General features: G+C 28.8%; 18 protein-coding genes. 6 read left to right on the top strand and 12 right to left on the bottom strand.

Annotated elements, in window-relative coordinates:
* The first annotated feature begins 54 nt into the window (after positions 1 to 54).
* From BLT88_RS09025 to BLT88_RS09015, 3 genes are read left to right on the top strand one after another with little or no spacing between them, the layout of a single operon-like run.
* Complete coding sequence (locus BLT88_RS09025; RefSeq protein WP_091954290.1) at positions 55 to 1,566, top strand: helicase HerA-like domain-containing protein; 1,512 nt, start codon at positions 55 to 57, stop codon at positions 1,564 to 1,566.
* A 45-nt stretch (positions 1,567 to 1,611) separates the two neighbouring features.
* Positions 1,612 to 2,175: a hypothetical protein gene (locus tag BLT88_RS09020; RefSeq protein WP_036786771.1), complete on the top strand. Its 564-nt coding sequence runs from the start codon at positions 1,612 to 1,614 to the stop codon at positions 2,173 to 2,175.
* An 8-nt stretch (positions 2,176 to 2,183) separates the two neighbouring features.
* Positions 2,184 to 2,546 carry a cupin domain-containing protein gene (locus BLT88_RS09015; RefSeq protein WP_036786769.1) on the top strand — a complete coding sequence of 121 codons (363 nt, stop codon included), beginning with the start codon at positions 2,184 to 2,186 and terminating at the stop codon, positions 2,544 to 2,546.
* A gap of 308 nt (positions 2,547 to 2,854) precedes the next feature.
* Here the strand turns inward: BLT88_RS09015 and folD are convergent, their stop codons facing one another.
* The 5 genes from folD to msrB all read right to left on the bottom strand — a co-directional run bounded on the left by folD (position 2,855) and on the right by msrB (position 7,547).
* Positions 2,855 to 3,730, bottom strand: coding sequence for a bifunctional methylenetetrahydrofolate dehydrogenase/methenyltetrahydrofolate cyclohydrolase FolD (gene folD / locus BLT88_RS09010; RefSeq protein WP_036786767.1), 876 nt, complete (start codon positions 3,728 to 3,730; stop codon positions 2,855 to 2,857).
* Positions 3,731 to 3,822: 92 nt separating this feature from the next.
* Positions 3,823 to 5,151 carry a signal recognition particle protein gene (gene ffh, locus BLT88_RS09005; protein ID WP_091954289.1) on the bottom strand — a complete coding sequence of 443 codons (1,329 nt, stop codon included), beginning with the start codon at positions 5,149 to 5,151 and terminating at the stop codon, positions 3,823 to 3,825.
* Positions 5,152 to 5,336: 185 nt separating this feature from the next.
* A complete protein-coding gene (locus BLT88_RS09000; protein ID WP_091954287.1) occupies positions 5,337 to 5,780 on the bottom strand; it encodes a hypothetical protein in 444 nt (147 codons plus the stop codon).
* Positions 5,781 to 6,305, bottom strand: coding sequence for a DinB family protein (locus BLT88_RS08995; protein ID WP_036786761.1), 525 nt, complete (start codon positions 6,303 to 6,305; stop codon positions 5,781 to 5,783). It lies immediately after the preceding gene.
* A gap of 762 nt (positions 6,306 to 7,067) precedes the next feature.
* Complete coding sequence (gene msrB, locus BLT88_RS08990) at positions 7,068 to 7,547, bottom strand: peptide-methionine (R)-S-oxide reductase MsrB (RefSeq protein ID WP_091954286.1); 480 nt, start codon at positions 7,545 to 7,547, stop codon at positions 7,068 to 7,070.
* A 243-nt stretch (positions 7,548 to 7,790) separates the two neighbouring features.
* Here msrB and BLT88_RS08985 point away from each other — a divergent pair, with 243 nt between their 5' ends.
* Both BLT88_RS08985 and BLT88_RS08980 read left to right on the top strand, forming a co-directional pair.
* Complete coding sequence (locus BLT88_RS08985) at positions 7,791 to 8,612, top strand: M48 family metallopeptidase (protein WP_091954284.1); 822 nt, start codon at positions 7,791 to 7,793, stop codon at positions 8,610 to 8,612.
* 70 nt (positions 8,613 to 8,682) lie between these two features.
* Positions 8,683 to 9,978 carry an MFS transporter gene (locus BLT88_RS08980; RefSeq protein ID WP_091954283.1) on the top strand — a complete coding sequence of 432 codons (1,296 nt, stop codon included), beginning with the start codon at positions 8,683 to 8,685 and terminating at the stop codon, positions 9,976 to 9,978.
* Position 9,979: 1 nt separating this feature from the next.
* Here BLT88_RS08980 and BLT88_RS08975 read toward each other — a convergent pair whose 3' ends face one another.
* From BLT88_RS08975 to BLT88_RS08940, 7 genes are all read right to left on the bottom strand, one after another.
* On the bottom strand, positions 9,980 to 10,714 hold the full coding sequence (locus BLT88_RS08975; protein ID WP_091954281.1) for a hypothetical protein: 735 nt from the start codon (positions 10,712 to 10,714) through the stop codon (positions 9,980 to 9,982).
* Between the two features lie 130 nt (positions 10,715 to 10,844).
* On the bottom strand, positions 10,845 to 11,414 hold the full coding sequence (locus BLT88_RS08970; protein ID WP_036786755.1) for a hypothetical protein: 570 nt from the start codon (positions 11,412 to 11,414) through the stop codon (positions 10,845 to 10,847).
* A 10-nt stretch (positions 11,415 to 11,424) separates the two neighbouring features.
* Entirely contained in the window at positions 11,425 to 13,818 is a 2,394-nt protein-coding gene (locus BLT88_RS08965; RefSeq protein WP_036786754.1) for a TonB-dependent receptor, read from the bottom strand.
* A 348-nt stretch (positions 13,819 to 14,166) separates the two neighbouring features.
* Positions 14,167 to 14,937: a TerC family protein gene (locus BLT88_RS08955; protein WP_091954280.1), complete on the bottom strand. Its 771-nt coding sequence runs from the start codon at positions 14,935 to 14,937 to the stop codon at positions 14,167 to 14,169.
* A 1-nt stretch (position 14,938) separates the two neighbouring features.
* Positions 14,939 to 15,310, bottom strand: a complete 372-nt coding sequence (locus BLT88_RS08950; protein WP_036786748.1) for a hypothetical protein — start codon at positions 15,308 to 15,310, stop codon at positions 14,939 to 14,941.
* Positions 15,310 to 16,653, bottom strand: coding sequence for an adenylosuccinate lyase (purB, locus tag BLT88_RS08945; protein WP_091954278.1), 1,344 nt, complete (start codon positions 16,651 to 16,653; stop codon positions 15,310 to 15,312). Before purB ends, BLT88_RS08950 begins: the two co-directional genes overlap by 1 nt.
* Before the next feature lie 213 nt (positions 16,654 to 16,866).
* Positions 16,867 to 17,187 (bottom strand): hypothetical protein, encoded by a 321-nt coding sequence (locus tag BLT88_RS08940; protein WP_172824288.1) that lies wholly within the window; start codon positions 17,185 to 17,187, stop codon positions 16,867 to 16,869.
* Between the two features lie 202 nt (positions 17,188 to 17,389).
* Here BLT88_RS08940 and BLT88_RS08935 point away from each other — a divergent pair, with 202 nt between their 5' ends.
* Entirely contained in the window at positions 17,390 to 18,046 is a 657-nt protein-coding gene (locus tag BLT88_RS08935; RefSeq protein WP_231959962.1) for a toxin-antitoxin system YwqK family antitoxin, read from the top strand.
* Positions 18,047 to 18,057: the final 11 nt, after the last annotated feature.

Below are 18,057 nucleotides of genomic sequence, written 5' to 3'. Positions count from 1 at the left end.
ACTTTTTATTATTTAACAATGAAACTTTGATTATTTTTATAAAAATTTAAGAAGATGAGTGAGCAAGAGGAATTCTTTGAGTATATAAACAATGGTAATAAAACTAAAGGAGAGTTTATAGCACTTGGAGCAGCTATGTTAGGGGAAGAAACGGTTACAAATGCCATTGTTAAGGTCCCTTTAAAAACGCTGAATAGACATGGTTTAATTGCTGGCGCTACTGGTACAGGAAAAACAAAAACGCTACAAGTTTTAGCTGAAAATCTATCGGAAAAAGGAATTCCTGTTTTATTAATGGATATTAAAGGAGATTTATCTGGTTTGGCGCAACCAAGCCCGGGTCATCCAAAGATTGATGAACGTCATGCAAAAATTGGTTTTCCTTTTGAAGCAAAAAAGTTTCCAATAGAAGTTCTAACAATTTCAGAACAGGATGGTACAAGAATGCGTGCAACTATATCCGAATTTGGTCCTGTTTTATTATCAAAAATTTTAGATTTAACAGAGACACAATCAGGTATTTTAGCAATTATTTTTAAGTATTGTGATGACCACAAGTTGCCTTTACTAGACTTAAAAGACTTTAAAAAAGTTTTACAATTTGTAACGCAAGAAGGCAAAGAAGAAATTCAAGCTGAATATGGTAGAATCTCTACGGCCAGTACTGGAGCTATTTTACGTAAAATTATACAAATAGAACAACAAGGAGGGGATTTATTCTTTGGTGAAAAATCTTTTGATGTTGAAGATTTAAGTAGAATTGATGAAAACGGAAGAGGAATTATTTCAGTTTTACGTTTAACCGATATTCAAGACAAGCCTAAGTTATTTTCAACATTTATGCTACAATTGTTAGCAGAGGTTTATGAAACCTTTCCAGAACAAGGAGATAGTGGCAGACCAGAACTTATTATATTTATTGATGAAGCACATTTAGTTTTTGAAGAAGCTTCAAAAGCATTATTAAACCAAATAGAAAGTATTGTAAAATTAATACGTTCTAAAGGAATTGGTTTGTATTTTGTTACTCAAAACCCTAAAGATGTACCTGAAGATATTTTAGCACAATTAGGTTTAAAAATACAACATGCATTAAGAGCATTTACTGCAAAAGACAGAAAAGCAATTAAGTTGGCTGCAGAAAATTATCCAAGTTCTGATTATTATGATACGAAAGAAGTTTTAACTCAATTAGGAATTGGAGAAGCATTTGTATCTGTTTTAAATGAAAAAGGAATTCCTACTCCACTAGCCAGAACAATGTTGCGTGCGCCAATGAGTAGAATGGATGTATTAACAGACAAAGAATTAGGCAATGTAATAGATAACTCAAGGTTAATGCACAAATATAATCAAGAATTAGATAGAGAAAGTGCCTACGAATTGTTAAATAATAAAATTGAAAAGATTAATTTAGCAGAACAAAAAGAAAGAGAAATAAAAGAAAAAAGAGCGACGAAATCTTATTCAAGAAGAAGTACAAGACAAAACCCAATTGTGAAAGTATTAACAAGTGCCACTTTTATTAGAGCCTTTTTTGGAATTTTAAAAAAGATGATTAAATAACAAAATTAAAAATTAAACGTTTAAAGAAAATATAAAACAAAAAGAATGATCAAAAAGAAGTCCTTATCGGTAATTTTAATTGTGTTTTCATTATTAATTATCAGTTGTAATAAAAATGATAAATTTAAAATTGAAAAAGGTAAAGTAGGTTTAATTTCTACTGTAACCACTATAAAAGATTTAGAAACTATTTTCAATAACGATTCTCTTGTTAAGAATTTAAGTGAAGGAGCTCTTGGAAATAATTATTTTCAAGATGATGATGAAATTTTAGTTTTTGAAAAAGGAGGAAAACATTTGTTAACAATTATACCAAAAGATCAGTTGGATTCTACATCTACTATAAGAAGTATTGAAATTCATGATAATCGTTTTAAAACGGAAGTTGGCTTAAGTTTAAGTTCTAATTTTTCTGAAATCAATGCCAATAATAGCATAAGGCCGGAATCTACCCTTCAATCTGTGACCCTTTTTTTAGATGAATTAAATGCAACCATCACAATTGATAAAGAGGAGTTAGGTATTAAAGACATTATTACTCAAAAAATATCTTTAGAGCAAATTCCTGATTTAGCAAAAATTAAATCTTTTATAGTTTGGTTTAATTAAATTCTACAATGAAAAAAAAATATCAAATTCAAAGTACACCGTTTGTTGTGCCAACAACAGATGGTAAAATTATTGAAGAACATTTTGGAAATGCTACTGATCAAAATTCGCAAATAAGTATTGCACACATGATTGCACCTCCAAAATGGAGTGAGCCTTTTCAAACTCCAGAATTTGATGAGTACACCTATATTATTAAGGGAAAAAAGCAGTTTATTATCGAGGGCGAAACGATTGTTTTAAAAGCTGGGCAATCCATCAAAATAGAGAAAAACACACGAGTTCAATATTCTAATCCTTTTGATACTGATTGCGAGTATATTGCTGTTTGTCTGCCTGCTTTTTCCATAGATTTAGTACATAGAGAATAAAACAGGAATTATAAATTTATTTTGATGGTTATAAATTTCTCAAAAGGAATAAAGCTAAACCCAAAAATAGATATTAAAGACTTTCTTTTAATCCTTTTGAGAAATCAGTTTCCATAAAATTAAAAAGTAATTACAATAATGATTAACAACTTTAAAATTGCTATTAGTAACTTTAGTTTTAACCATTTAATAAATAGCAGTAGAACTTTAATCGCTATTTAAGTATCATCTAAAATGCTCTTTTTGAAAGAAGGGTTTTGAGTATTTTCAATAAACATGCTGCGGTATTCAAAAGAAAAAGTAATTATTTAGTTTTTTCTTTGGCAAGCTAATAAAGTGTTTTTTAATAACATTGCAATGGTCATTGGCCCAACACCACCAGGAACAGGAGTAATAAAAGCTGCTTTTTTAGAGACTTCATCAAAAGCAACATCTCCAACTAATCTAAATCCATTTTTTCTAGAGGAATCTGCTAGACGAGTAATTCCTACATCAATTATAGTAACATTATCTTTAACCATTTCTGCTTTAACAAATTCAGGGATTCCGATTGCTGCAACAATAATATCAGCTTGTAAAGTAATTTCTTTGAGGTTTTTAGTTCTGCTATGACACATGGTTACAGTAGCATTTCCTACTTTTCTTTTTTGTGATAACAAAATACTCATTGGGCTACCAACAATATGACTTCTTCCTAAAACAACAACATGTTTCCCAGAAGTTTCAACATTATACCTATCTAATAATTCTAAAATTCCAAAAGGAGTTGCAGAAATAAAAGTGGGTAAATTCAGCGCCATTTTTCCCACATTTGTTGGGTGAAAACCATCTACATCTTTATTAGGATCAATAGCCATGATCACCTTTTGTTCATTAATATGTTTAGGTAAAGGCAATTGAACTATAAAACCATCAATATCATTGTCGATATTTAATATAGCAATTTCATTTAACAAATCTTCTTCTGAAGTTTCCTTTGGTAATCTGATTAAAGTAGATTCAAAACCAACTCTTTCACAAGCTTTTACTTTGGCATTTACATACGTAATACTAGCACCATCATTACCAACTATAACTGCAGCTAAATGTGGGGTTTTGTTTCCCCTATTTTTTAATTCTCGAACTTCTAAAGCAATTTCTTCTTTAATATCTGCAGAAGTTTTTTTTCCGTCTAATAAAATCATTTGTTTTTTCAGGTTCAGTGTTTATTGTGTTACTTTATATTCCAAATTCGCAATTTGAAAGAGGTTTGTTTTTACTAACTGCTAAGTGTAATTTATTGCATTCCTTTCATCATTTGCATCATTTTTTTACCACCACCGCCTTGCATCATTTTCATCATTTTGCTCATTTGATTAAATTGCTTCATCAATTGATTTACTTCTTGTATTGTAGTTCCAGATCCTTTTGCAATTCTCTTTTTTCTGCTAGCATTTATTGAATTTGGTGTACTTCTTTCACCTGGTGTCATCGAATGAATAATTGCTTCAATTCCTTTAAATGCATCATCATCTATATCTACATCTTTCATTGCTTTTCCAGCTCCAGGAATCATACCAACCAAATCTTTCATGCTTCCCATCTTTTTTATTTGTTGAATCTGACTTAAAAAATCATCAAAACCAAATTGATTTTTAGCAATCTTCTTTTGTAATTTTCTTGCTTCTTCCTCATCATATTGATCTTGAGCACGCTCTACAAGAGAAATAACATCTCCCATACCTAAAATTCGATCGGCCATTCTATCTGGATGGAAAACATCAATAGCATCCATTTTCTCTCCAGTACCAATAAATTTAATCGGTTTATCTACAACAGTTTTTATGGTTAAAGCTGCTCCACCTCTTGTATCACCATCTAATTTTGTAAGAATAACTCCATCAAAATTTAAGATATCATTAAAAGCTTTTGCAGTATTTACAGCATCTTGTCCAGTCATAGAATCTACCACAAATAATGTTTCTTGTGGATTTACAGCTTTATGAATGTTAGAAATCTCTGTCATCATTTCTTCATCTACCGCCAAGCGTCCAGCAGTATCAATAATCACAACATTCTTACTATTTGCTTTCGCGTGAGCAATTGCATTTTTAGAAATTTCAACAGGATTGTTATTATCAACTTCGGCATATACTTCAACTCCAATTTGCTCTCCTACAACTTGTAATTGATTGATGGCAGCAGGCCTGTATACATCACAACCAACTAAAAGAACTTGCTTCGCCTTTTTTGTTTTTAAAAAATTTGCTAATTTTCCTGAAAAAGTAGTTTTACCAGAACCTTGCAAACCAGACATTAAAATTACTGTCGGAGAACCACCAAGGTTTATACCAACAGTTTCTCCGCCCATTAGTTCAGTCAGTTCATCTTTTACTAACTTTACCATTAATTGTCCAGGATTTAATGTCGTTAATACATCTTGGCCTAATGCTTTAGTTTGAACTTTCTTTGTAAAATTTTTGGCAACTTTAAAGTTAACATCTGCATCTAACAATGCCCTTCTAACTTCTTTAAGGGTTTCAGCAACATTTACTTCAGTAATTTTACCATGTCCTTTTAGGGTATGTAAGGCTTTATCTAATTTATCGCTTAAACTGTTAAACATAACTTGTGTTCTTTTTTAGGAAGCACAAATATAAGAATTAGTGATGATTTGTTTAGGGATTAAAAAAGTTTTTTAATCATCTTTTATTTAGAAATGAGCTTGTAAAAAAGTTCATTAAATAATGAAAGAAAGCCAATAAAGAAAAATCAGTTTTTGTTAAAAGTAGGTCATAAATATTATTGAAATTAACTATCTCTTTTTTTTAATAAAGCTAAAATGAAGTTAAGTAGACATATACATGTGGATATTACAAAAAGAATATATGAAGTTGAAAGTATTGCGTACATATTAATATAATCAGACAGAAAGTTAGGTACTAAAACAGTTTTTGTATTTATAAACAAGAGGCAAAAAATAAAAGGAATGAATGCAGCTAATTGAAATATAATGTGAAAAAGAGATAATATAGGTATTGTTGCTTTTTTAGCCCAATAAAGCATGTAATAATTTAAACCAATTAAAGCAACAAAAAGAGCTGAAAAGTAAGACCAATAATGAATTTTAACGGCAAAAAAAGTATTATATATTGTTACATCTATTACGTTATCTTCCCTTATTAAGCCTGTAAAAATAAAAAGAGGGATTAAGCTAAAAAATAAAATATGAGGTTTTTTAATAATAGTTTTCACTTAATAGAATTTTTGTAAAGTTTTTGTATGATGTTCTGTGTGATATACTGTCCACATAATAATTTCTCTTATGGTCATTTTTCCCATTAAAGGATGCGGAATAACCAAGCTATCTAAGTTTTTTTCGCTAATTTTTTTAGTTTTGTATTGCAATTTTTTTTGTTGAATTTGAAGTTTTGTTATTAAACGCTTTTTTTCTTTTAAAGTTGGTTTATTCAATTTTTTATTAAAATTTCTTATTCCTTCTCTATTTTCTGAAAGTTTTTGCTGGTATTTTTTTACAATAGTATTATAATCTCTAGATTCTCTATTACAAATGCCAAATTTATATTTCAGAAAAAATCTTGGGTAACTTAAAGCCTTATTTAATAGTTGTAAGCTATCTGCTAAATGCTGTATGTGCTGACTTGTAGACCATTTTTTTTCGGGACCTAATATCCAATTTTCTTGAGGCTGATTTTCTAACCAAGTAAATAATTCTTGGTGTTTAGTTTCTAATATATCTAAAATCTCATCCTTATCCATCCATCCATAATTTGCGGCGTTAAATGTAATAAATTTATAAGATATAGTAGTAAAATAGGGTAGATTTTATACTCGATATGTTGATGGTGATTTAGTGTGGATGTTAGCATTTAGACTATATAGTTAGAGCTGAATTAAACTTTGCCATTCTTTTTTAATCCTTAAGCATAATTGATAAGATTTAAAATAAGATGATTGCATACATCAAAAGTATTTTAATTCCAGTCGTAGCATTTGGTAGCAATATAAATAGGGCAGAAAGGAATCGTTTTTTTAGCAAAACTATAATATATTCTAAAAAAGTGATTAAATAATTTATCATAACCGTGGCTATGTTATTTACTCTTTAATTAACCAAAAAGTTCTCTATTTATTAGATTAAAAATACAAATGCAATTTATAAAAGTGCTTAAACCTTTAATAAAAATAGTCAAAGAATAAATTTAGAAATTGGTATTCTTTTTTTCAGTTAGTGAAAATAAATTTCTATTAATTTATTACGCTTATTGCTAGTTTTTGAGAAGTTCCAATAATACTTATGTATTTATGAATTGCACTTGAAGTGAAATTTTTTAACAAAATTTTAAAGTGTTCATAATTTAATATTTTGTTAAGCTTTTTCAATGCTCTCTCTATGTTTTTAAAACATAACTATTAAATTTATTATAAATGTAATCCATTGTTTCGAAAAGTAAGAAGACATCAACTCAAAAGTGTAACAAAAAAAGTAATTATGAGTAATGATTTGAGTAATTAGAAATTTTATTTTTCAACAACAAATTCTAAAGCAGCTCCATTAATGCAATGGCGTTTTCCTGTGGTTTCTTTTGGTCCATCATCAAAAGAATGCCCCAAATGACCACCACAAGTATTGCATTTGAGCTCAGTTCTGCGATACCCAATTTTATAATCTACATCTAACTCAATATTGCCGTTTATAGCGCGATCAAAAGAAGGCCAGCCAGAGCCTGAATCAAATTTATTTTCAGATTTGTACAAAGCTGTTTTGCAAGCCGCACAAACATAAATACCTTTTTTGTGATTTTCATTAAATTCACTTGTAAATGCCCTTTCTGTGCCAGCTTCACGTAATACATAATATTGCATTGGAGAAAGTAATTTTTTCCATTCAATATCTGTTTTTTCTACTTTATAAGATTTCTTTTCTTTTGATGAATTTTGTGAATTTCCTACACAGCTAAACATCATTAATAAAACAAGAGTACTAATTAATTTTTTCATATATCTAAAAGTGTAATATTATCTTTTTTTAATTGAATATTATTATATCCATTGGTAATAAAAGAATTGATTTTATAGGTTTGACGTATATTTATTAAATAACTTACAATATTATAAATTATTAAAATATCAACAAAAAAACATTTTTAAATAAAGATAGAATCTATAATTTAAAAAGTAATAAATTTGTGACCTATTGTATAAGAAAGTGTCTTACTAGTTATAGACTAAACATATAAAAAAATGAAAAAAGTACTTATTTTAGTTATAATCATGGTTCTTTTTGAAGCATGCAGTACTGTGCCAATTACAGGAAGAAAAAGAGTGAATTTAGTAAGTGATTCGCAAGTTTTACCAACAAGCTTTGCCCAATATAAAGGTTTTTTAGCGGAAAATAAATTATCTACTAATAGAGAAATGACAAACCAAATAAAAGAAGTTGGTAAAAATATTTCTCAAGCTGTAGATCGCTTTATGAGAGCCAACAATATGGTTACAGAAGCAGATTCTTATCGATGGGAATTTAATTTAGTAGAAGATAAAACGATAAATGCTTGGTGTATGCCAGGAGGTAAAGTTGTCTTTTATACTGGTATTATGCCAATTTGTGATAACATAAATGGTGTTGCGGCAGTTATGGGGCATGAAGTTGCACATGCATTTGCCAAACATGGTCAAGAACGTATGACTTCATCTTATGGTCAACAAATTGGGGGTTTATTGGTGACTTTAGGAACATCAAAAAAGGATCCTGAGACACAACAAATTTGGAATACGGCTTTTGGTGTTGGTTCTGGTTTAACAATGTTGAAATTTAGTAGAACTCATGAGCAGGAGGCAGACAGGCTAGGTTTGGTTTTTATGTTAATGGCAGGTTATGATGGTAAAGAAGCTGCAGAAGTTTGGGTAAGAATGAGTAAAAATTCCGGAGGAAGTAGTACACCACAAATTTTAAGCACACATCCATCAAATGCAGCAAGAATACAAGATTTAAAAAGTTATTTACCTACGGCAAAAATGTATGCTAAAAAGTATAATCAACCACTATCTCAAATCAAAAATTAAATTAAATAAATAGTTTTACTATATTGTACACCGTTCAAGAAATTGAGCGGTTTTTTATAAAATATATTTTATGTTAAAAATTGGAGATAAAAAATTAATAAATGCTTGGGCTTTTTATGATTGGGCAAACTCTGTATATTCATTAGTAATAAGTACGGCAGTTTTTCCTTTATATTATAGTGCAGTCACTGAGGGCGAAACTGTTTTTTTTCTAGGAATAGAATGGGATCATCCTGATAGTTTATATAGTTACGCTTTGTCATTTTCCTTTTTAGTAGTGGCATTTATTTCACCTATTTTATCAGGAATTGCAGATTATACAGGAAGTAAGAAAAAATTCATGAAATTCTTTTGTTGGATGGGAGGCTTGTCTGTATCAGGTTTATATTTTTTTGACGGGATAGATACTGTTTGGATTGGTATTCTCTTCACAATTTTAGCAAGTATTGGTTTTTGGGCAAGTTTAGTTTTTTACAATGCATACTTACCAGAAGTTGCAAATCCAGAGCAACAAGATAGAGCAAGTGCAAAAGGATTTATTTATGGTTATACCGGTTCTGTTTTTTTGTTAATTATTAATTTATTAATGATTCAAAAACCAGAATGGTTTGGAATAACTGCTTCAATGGCTTCACGTATTTCTTTTGTTTTAGTCGGTCTTTGGTGGATAGGTTTTGCACAAATAACATTTAGAAGGTTGCCCGATGATATTTATAACAAAAAACCAAAGAGAGATTATATCTGGAAAGGTTTTAGAGAGCTTAAAGTAGTCGCAAAAGAAGTGATGAATTATCCAACCTTAAAAAGGTTTTTAATTTCTTTTTTCTTATTAAGTATTGGTGTACAAACCATTATTTTAATGGCAGCAATTTTTGGTTCTAGCGAATTAGGCTTGCCAGCAATGAATTTAATTATAACCATTTTATTAGTGCAAGTTGTTGCAATTGCAGGTGCTTTTGTGTTTTCTAGATTATCAGAAAAATGGGGAAATATTAAAGCTTTAAAAGTTACTATTTGTACTTGGATGTTGGTTTGCTTTACTGCTTTTCTTTTAGATGAAAATCAAGAAAATGTAGAGTATTATTTCTACGGTTTAGGAGTTTTATTAGGTTTTGTACAAGGAGCAATTCAATCTTTAACTAGGTCTACTTATTCTAAACTACTTCCAGAGACAGAGGATCATGCAACATACTTTAGCTTTTATGACGTGACAGAAAAAGTAGCAATTGTTCTTGGAACGTTCGTATATGGTTTATTGTACGCAATTACGGATTCTATGCAATGGAGTGTATTGTGTTTGGCTATTTTCTTTTTAGCTTCTTTTTTAGTTTTAAATACTCTGAAAAAGACAAAATATGTACAGTAATCTATTTTAAAAATATTTCTATCAAATTATCTTTTTCTATTTTCAAGACGAATTCAATCAAAATTTCTTGATCTTTTTTGGTGAGTTTGTTTAGCATTTGTTCTCCTTTAGTAATGGTTTCTAGAGCTAATTCTAAACCTAAAGTTTCTTTTTTGGAAAAAATTTTAGGTTTCATTTTCATTTTAGAAATTAAATAAGCAATGATTTCTTTAATTTTTGCAACCAATTCTTTATCATGGATAATATTGAAGAAAGTTTCTGTATTATTCATGAAACCTTCGATTTCTTTATAAGGTAAAAGTTTAATTAAAGTATTTATTTTGGATGTAGTATAAGGAGGGTCAATATTTTTATTGATAGCTATAACAACCAAGGCATTTTCAAATGTGGTTGCACCCCGATAAGATTTCATTGCTTTTAAGCCTGCGTTAAATACTTTAGGTAAATATCTTCCTTGCCTCAATACCAATTGAAAAGAATCCAAAACTAAATTTAACAACTTTTCTGGGTGTTTTATGAAATCATCTAAAGCGCCAAACGCTTCGTTTAATTCTTTTCTCTTTTCTAAATTAGGATATACATAGATTAAGAAATAGTCTTTTATTTCACCTACAATTTCCTCATTTATCGTTTTAGGAAAATCATGTTTTTTCTTTAAAACTTCATATTGATATCGTTCTTCAATTACATTTCTGTAAGCTAAAATAATTTCATTTAAAATTATCTTTTTAGACATATATGTGTGTCTTTTTTAAGTGTTAATTTTTAAAGTACGAATTTAATATAAAGTATTTATAATAATTAAATTGATTTAAATGAAAAAGCAGCTAATAAATAGCTGCTTTTTCATTTAAAATAGTTCAGTTTTACTGAACTGTAATATTAAAACTTACTTCTACATCGGTACTTCCTCCAGCGCTTGCAGAGCTTCCACTATTCGGCTTTGTAGGTTCATGCTTCAAGATAACAGTTAATGTTCCTGAACCTGCACTACCAGTTGTTAAAGAAGTTTCAACACCTAAAGGGTTACCATTACCATCTGTATCAGTTTTAGTAATTGATAATCCAGACACATCAGAAGTATAGAAAAACTCATGTTCATCTGCTTCATCTTTCACTTCTTCAGTAATATCCTCTGCCGGAGATTCTGTTTCATTTAATAATTCAATCAGACCTGTATACGTTAGATTCTCATCTAAATCGCCAGAAATAGAATATGTTCCATCATTTCCACCTTCACCATCAGGGTCACTAAAAGTTAACGTAACTATATTATTACCATTGGTTAAGGTGTATCTAACTGTAGTAATTAGTTCTTCTTCAGTACCTTCATCATGGTCGTGATCATCATCATCAGAACAAGCTGTAAATGTTAAGAAAGAGATTAATAATATAGCTAGTAATCGAGTTATTTTTAATGTATTTGTAATTTTCATAATTGTTTGTTTAATAATTTATTTTAAGTTTTAGGTTATAGTTTCTTCCTAAATCATCGGTAAAATATCGTAATCTATTTAAATGTTCTCTGTAAGATACATTGAACACATTATCTATATTGAATTCTAATTTTAAACTCCCTTCATTAAAAATCTTAAACGCTGCTGATGTGTGTAAACTAAATAGCGAATAGGCAGGAGGTGTTGAACTTATATCTATAAAAACATCTTCTTGCAGTGTAGCATTGTATGTATAAAAATTGTAATCTGGAAATCTATTTTGCTGTAAAATAGTTTTGTTACTTAAACTAATTGTTAATTGATTTAAATGATCATTTACGTAAGACAAACGATTACTAAAATTAGCGGCAGGCATATGAATTAAAGGAATATCATCTGTTAAATTATCTCCTTGTAATAGACTTAAACTACCTAGATAATTGAAGTTTTTACTAATTTTCTTATTTACATCAATATCAACGCCAAAAATTTGCGCATTAACTTGAATGTATTTCCATTCAGGAAAAGCACCTCTGATATTTCTATCTATGCCAAAAGGAATTAGTTGAATAAAATCATCAATATATTTATAATATGGACTAATAGTAAACCCAAAATCATCGCTATTTTTTTCAAGAGAAATTACAAATTTGTTTGCAACTTCTTTCTTCATCGTTAAAAAGCCATATTCTAACCTTGCAGCACTATGATGCAAACCATCACTGAATAATTCTGATGGATTAGGCATTCTTGAAACCAAACCATAATTTGTAAATAATGATATATTTTTTTCAAACTGTTTGCTATACCCTAGAATTGCAGAAATATTGTGGAATGTAAATTCAGGATTTGTTAGAATTCGTGTATTGTCAATTGATACTTCGAACTCAGGAAACAATTCATCATAATTATAAGTTTCATTCCAATCTGTAAGATTATATATTTTACTTACATTGATTGCTGAAAAGTCATAACGAATTCCTGCACTTAATTTACTAACTTCATTCAAATTATAATTTGCAATAGCATACATTCCAGCTTCATATTTATCAAAGTCTGGGATTAAAGCTCTAACACCAGTACTAAAAGCTACGTTTTGTTGATAACGAAATAACAAACCTGTATTTATTTTTAAGTTATCGAAATAATCTATCTGTAAATTAGGCTGAAGACTTGTGGTAAACAATCTCAAGTCTATAACAGGTGTATTTTTTAAATCACCTCTTCGTAAATCAAATTCTTTACGTCTGTTGATTTGAAAATCGTACTGAACAGTTAATTTTCCAAAACCCTTGTAACGTTTGTAAGCTTCAATTTTTGCTAAATGATGAGCTATAGACTGTTTTGGAAAATCTATAGTATATGAAAAATCTTCAATAACCCTTGGTAGTGGACTATCTATAGCATTTTTTAAATCATTTACGTTACCAATATGAGACGCTTTTAATATACCAAATTCGTTATCTACATAACTATAATAGACATCAAAACCTTTTTCAAAACTATTATAGCCAAACTGAACAGAACCATTTAAGCTTTTTATGCCACTATTGGTTAGGTTATAATTGGCTGCTTCAAAATCTCCAAATTGTTTGTAATTCATTTGAAATTTTGTATAAAGCCCTGATTTGTAGGTTTTAATAATTTCAGAATTTAAACTACCACCCAAACCATTTGAATTAAATGATGTTAAAGTGCTACCAAATAAACTATCTTTAACTGAGTATCTTTTTGGTCTTAGAAGGATTAATCCACCTATAGCATCACTGCCATATTTTAATGTATTTGCCCCTTTTATAACATCAATTCTATCACTGGCGTTAATATCTATATTTGGTGCGTGTTCATCTCCCCATTCTTGGTCATACATCCTTACATTGTTGTTAATAATTAAAAGCCTGCTACTATGTAAGCCATGAATCATTGGTTTTACAATAGAATTCCCAGTATTTAGTGAGGAAACACCACTAATGTTATTTAACGCATCTCCTAAAGATTTATCAGTAAATTCTTCTATTACTGCCTTTTTGATAGATTGTTCTACACTAGATTGTTCCGTTTTTATATTTGTTTTTACAACAACTTCATTTAATTCTTCTAAATGATGTTCTAAAAAGATGTCCCTTTCAATACTTTTATCTATATCGATTGAAATTTGCTTTGTTTCGCAGGAAATATGTTTAATTTCTAGAATTATTTTTCCTTTACATAAATTATTAATTTCGTATTCACCATCAATATTTGATGTTGAATACTTATTTAAATTAAGTACAACAATTGATGCACCAAATATTGGTGTTTTGTCGTGGAAATCGATAATTTTACCTTTAAAAGTGATGTTACAATCTTGTGCAGTTGCACTTATGCAATACAAAAGTGCGCACAAAAAAAATAGTTTTTGCATTTTAGTCTTTTATGTTCAAAAAAAGTTTAAGCTTGAACATAAAGAGGAGGTCCCCTTAAATAAAACGATAATCGATAATGATTTTTTAAGAAACTATATTGTATACTATCATCATTAGAAATGACAGTTTTGGTAAGAATTTTATAATGATTTGAGGCTAAAAAAGAAACACTTTGTTTTATAAGATGTAAGCTACAATCAATATCTTTTTTATGAATATGCTGATTTGTTTTAGAACTACAAACAGCGTGTTCATGATTTAAAAAATCGTGAATAGAATTTATAGTTAATGGTAATAAAAATATTACCATTAGAAAAATACCTATATGTTTTTTGAACGTTTTAATCTTATTTTTCTTTTTTTCTAATTCTTAAATTTAACATTTCAACACCTAAAGAAAATGAGATCGCAAAATACAAATATCCTTTTGGAATAGCACCAACAGTTTTGTTAAAAAAGGCTGTATGAGATAAATGAGCGGCTTCTGTAATTAACATAAACCCAATTAATATTAAAAAAGACAATGCCAACATTTGAATTGTTGGATTTCTATTGACGAATTTATTGATTGGCTTAGAGAAAATCATCATAATAATTATAGAGATAATTACAGCTATTATCATAATAATTAAAGCACCATCAATTCCATTTGTCATACCAACAGCCGTTAAAATACTATCAAAAGAAAAAACAATATCTATTAAAATTATTTGTACAATAACACTCTTAAAAGATATGATTTTAGGTGATTTTAAAACATGTTCTTCATTTATGTTTTCAACTTTTTGTCTTATTTCTTTGGTGCTTTTGAATAATAAGAAAATACCTCCTAAAAATAAAATAATACTCTGTCCTGTTAAACCAGTTTTAAACCAACCAATATCCAGCGTTAAAAATGGATTTTTCATGGCTATTAAATAAGAAACACTAAATAGAAGCAATATTCTTGTAACCATGGCCAAACCTAAGCCTAATAATGTCGCTTTTTTCACCTGATTTTCAGGTAATTTATTGGCTGAAATAGAAATAAAAATAATATTATCTATTCCCAGAATAATTTCTAGAAAAGTAAGCGTTAGCAGAGCAACCCAAGTATCTATATGTAAAAATATTTCCATATTATTTTACTTTATATATTGTTGCTTTTTTTTTAAATTTTGAAAAGCCAATTTTAACAGTAAAATCATAAGATTCTTTATGAATTTTATTAATCTGTACAAACATTGGATCTTTCTGTAATGTGGTTTTTGGATTAATATATTTTAAGGTGTAAAAGAAATTATTTTTCCATTTTATTGACAAAGTATCTATATGATTTCCATGTTTACTAATTTGAATACTATCTTTTCTGATAATAGTTTCTTTTACAAAACCTTTACCAGCAGGAATTTCAAAAACACCTACTTTAAATCGATCTGAATTGTCTTCAAATTCAGATTTACATGATGCTAATGTTAAAATGCCTAAGATGATATAGATTGCTTTTTTCATTAAACTCCTGTATAATTGGATGGGGTAATTGCTTTTAACTCTAACTTTATTTCTGTTGAAACTTCTAAAGTATCAATAAAATCTGCAATTGAACTTTGATTTATTTTTTCATTTGTTCTTGTCAACCCTTTTAGTGCTTCATAAGGATTAGGGTAGGATTCTCGTCTTAAAATTGTTTGAATAGCTTCTGCTACAACAGCCCAATTGTTTTCTAAATCATCTTCAAACTTCTGTTTGTTTAATAACAATTTATTTAAACCTTTTAATGTTGATGTAAAAGCAATAATTGTATGTCCAAAAGGGACACCAACATTTCTTAAAACAGTACTATCGGTTAAATCACGTTGTAAACGAGAAACTGGTAATTTAGCAGAAAGATGCTCGAATATTGCATTTGCTAAACCTAAATTACCTTCAGAATTTTCAAAGTCAATAGGGTTTACTTTATGTGGCATTGCAGAAGAACCTACTTCACCAGCCTTAATTTTTTGTTTAAAATAATCTGTAGAAACATACGTCCAGAAATCTCTGTCTAAATCTAAAACAATTGTATTAATACGTTTTAAAGTATCAAACAAAGCTGCTAAATGATCGTAGTGTTCTATTTGTGTTGTAGGAAAAGAATGATGTAATCCTAGTTTTTCTTGTACAAATTTACCTCCAAATTCTTTCCAATCAATAGATGGGTAAGCTACCTTGTGTGCGTTAAAATTTCCTGTAGCGCCACCAAACTTAGCTGCACTAGGGATGTCGTTTAATAAATTAAATTGCTCTTTTAAACGAACCACAAAAACTTCAATTTCTTTTCCTAATCTTGTAGGAGATGCTGGTTGACCGTGAGTTCTTGCCAACATAGAAATATCTTTCCATTCAATAACTAACTCTTGTAATCGCTCTTGAAGTTCATTATATTGTGGCACATAAACTTCGTTCATTACTTCTTTTATAGAAAGCGGAATTGCAGTATTATTTATATCTTGAGAAGTTAATCCGAAATGAATAAATTCCTTATGTTTTTGTAAACCTAAAATGTCAAATTTTTCTTTTATAAAGTATTCAACCGCTTTTACATCATGGTTTGTAACTTTTTCAATATCTTTTATTTTTTGAGCATCTTCTGCTGTGAAATCGGTATAAATTTTACGCAAATCTTCAAATAAATTAATATTAAAGTCAGCTAATTGAGGCAAAGGAATTTCACATAGTGCTATAAAATATTCTATTTCTACCCTAACTCTGTATTTTATTAAAGCTTCTTCAGAAAAATAGTTGGCTAATTTTGATATTTTATTTCTGTAACGCCCATCAATTGGAGAAATAGCATTTAGTTGAGTTAAGTTCATTGTTCAGTTCTGTTGTTAAATGCAAAAATAAGCATTTCAACAGATTTACAAAGTAGATTCCTTATGTTTTTCTATCAAAATCAGTACTTGTTTTCCTCTCGCGTTTGTGCCTTCGCTCTCGTGGATAATTTTAGTTTCAATGAGCAGTTTTAATTCAGGATGAATTCAATCTTTCTGCAATCCAAATAGATATAAAGTATAAATTGTATAAACTCAAGTAGCTATTTTTTGAGGAGTAATGAACCAATCAAATGCACATGTCACAATGGCATCTATCTGAGAATCTTTTAATGCTTTTTTAAATTCATTTTCTTTACATGAATAAAAAGCTGTTGCTAAATGTTCGCAAATTTTTGCAAAAGGTCTAATTGCATTATCAAATTTTAAAGTGGATATATGTGCAGAGAATTCATTGAAATAAGGAACCATCTCATCTAAATCATGATGTGTACATATCCGTTCTAAAATCCAGGTTATTCTTATAGAAACTTTATTTTCCATATCAAAAGTTAGAGAGACTAAATCTTTAAACAAATTTTGATTTTCTAATATAATATTAGCAACTTTTTGACGGTTTTATATTTTAGGAGGTCCCATCGAATTAAATTGTTCAGTTAAAAAAAGCACACTCATTTTAATACGATTAGTGTATATTTACTCTAAAAAGGTTATATCAATGATAAAGATAAAAAGACTCAATTTTATATTTACTTTTTTTACTTGTTTTTTTATAAGTATGAATACTATTGCTCAAGCAATTAATCAGTTTGATAAAAGTAAGCAAAGGACAGGAGTTTGGAGAAAATATTATCCCAACAATAAAATACGTTATTCTGGTGCTTTTGAAAAAGGAAAAGAAATTGGAGTTTTTAAATTTTATGACAATTCAAACTCTCAATTTCCAGTAATTATTAAATCCTATTCTAAAAAAAGTGATGTTGTTGTAGTCAAGTTTTATTCACTAAATGGCAAATTACAGAGTAAAGGTTCTTTTTTACATAAAAATAGAGTGGGTCGTTGGATATATTATTTTCAAGACGGTAAAAAAATGTCTGAAGAATTTTATAAAGAGGGAAGGTTAGAAGGAAAGTTAATAAACTATTATCCGAATGGAAAAGAGACAGAAATTTCATTTTATAAAAAAGGTTTTAAAAATGGAACTTCTGAAAAATTTTCAAGCAAGGGAATTTTAATTGAAAGTGTTAATTATAAAAATGGAAAACTAAATGGTATTGCTAAATATTTTGAATTGAACGGAAATTTAAAAGAGACTGGTTCATACTTAGCAGGAAAAAGAATTGGAAAGTGGGAGTATTATTTAGATGGCGAAGTTGCTTCGGATGAAGATTTAAAGAAAAAAAAATCTAATTTTTTGAAGCAAAAAGAGAATTGATTGCTAAGTTT

Origin of the sequence: Polaribacter sp. Hel1_33_78, from assembly GCF_900106075.1 — a bacterium.
Classification (GTDB): Bacteria; Bacteroidota; Bacteroidia; order Flavobacteriales; family Flavobacteriaceae; genus Polaribacter.
This window is presented reverse-complemented; position numbering and strand designations above follow the sequence as displayed.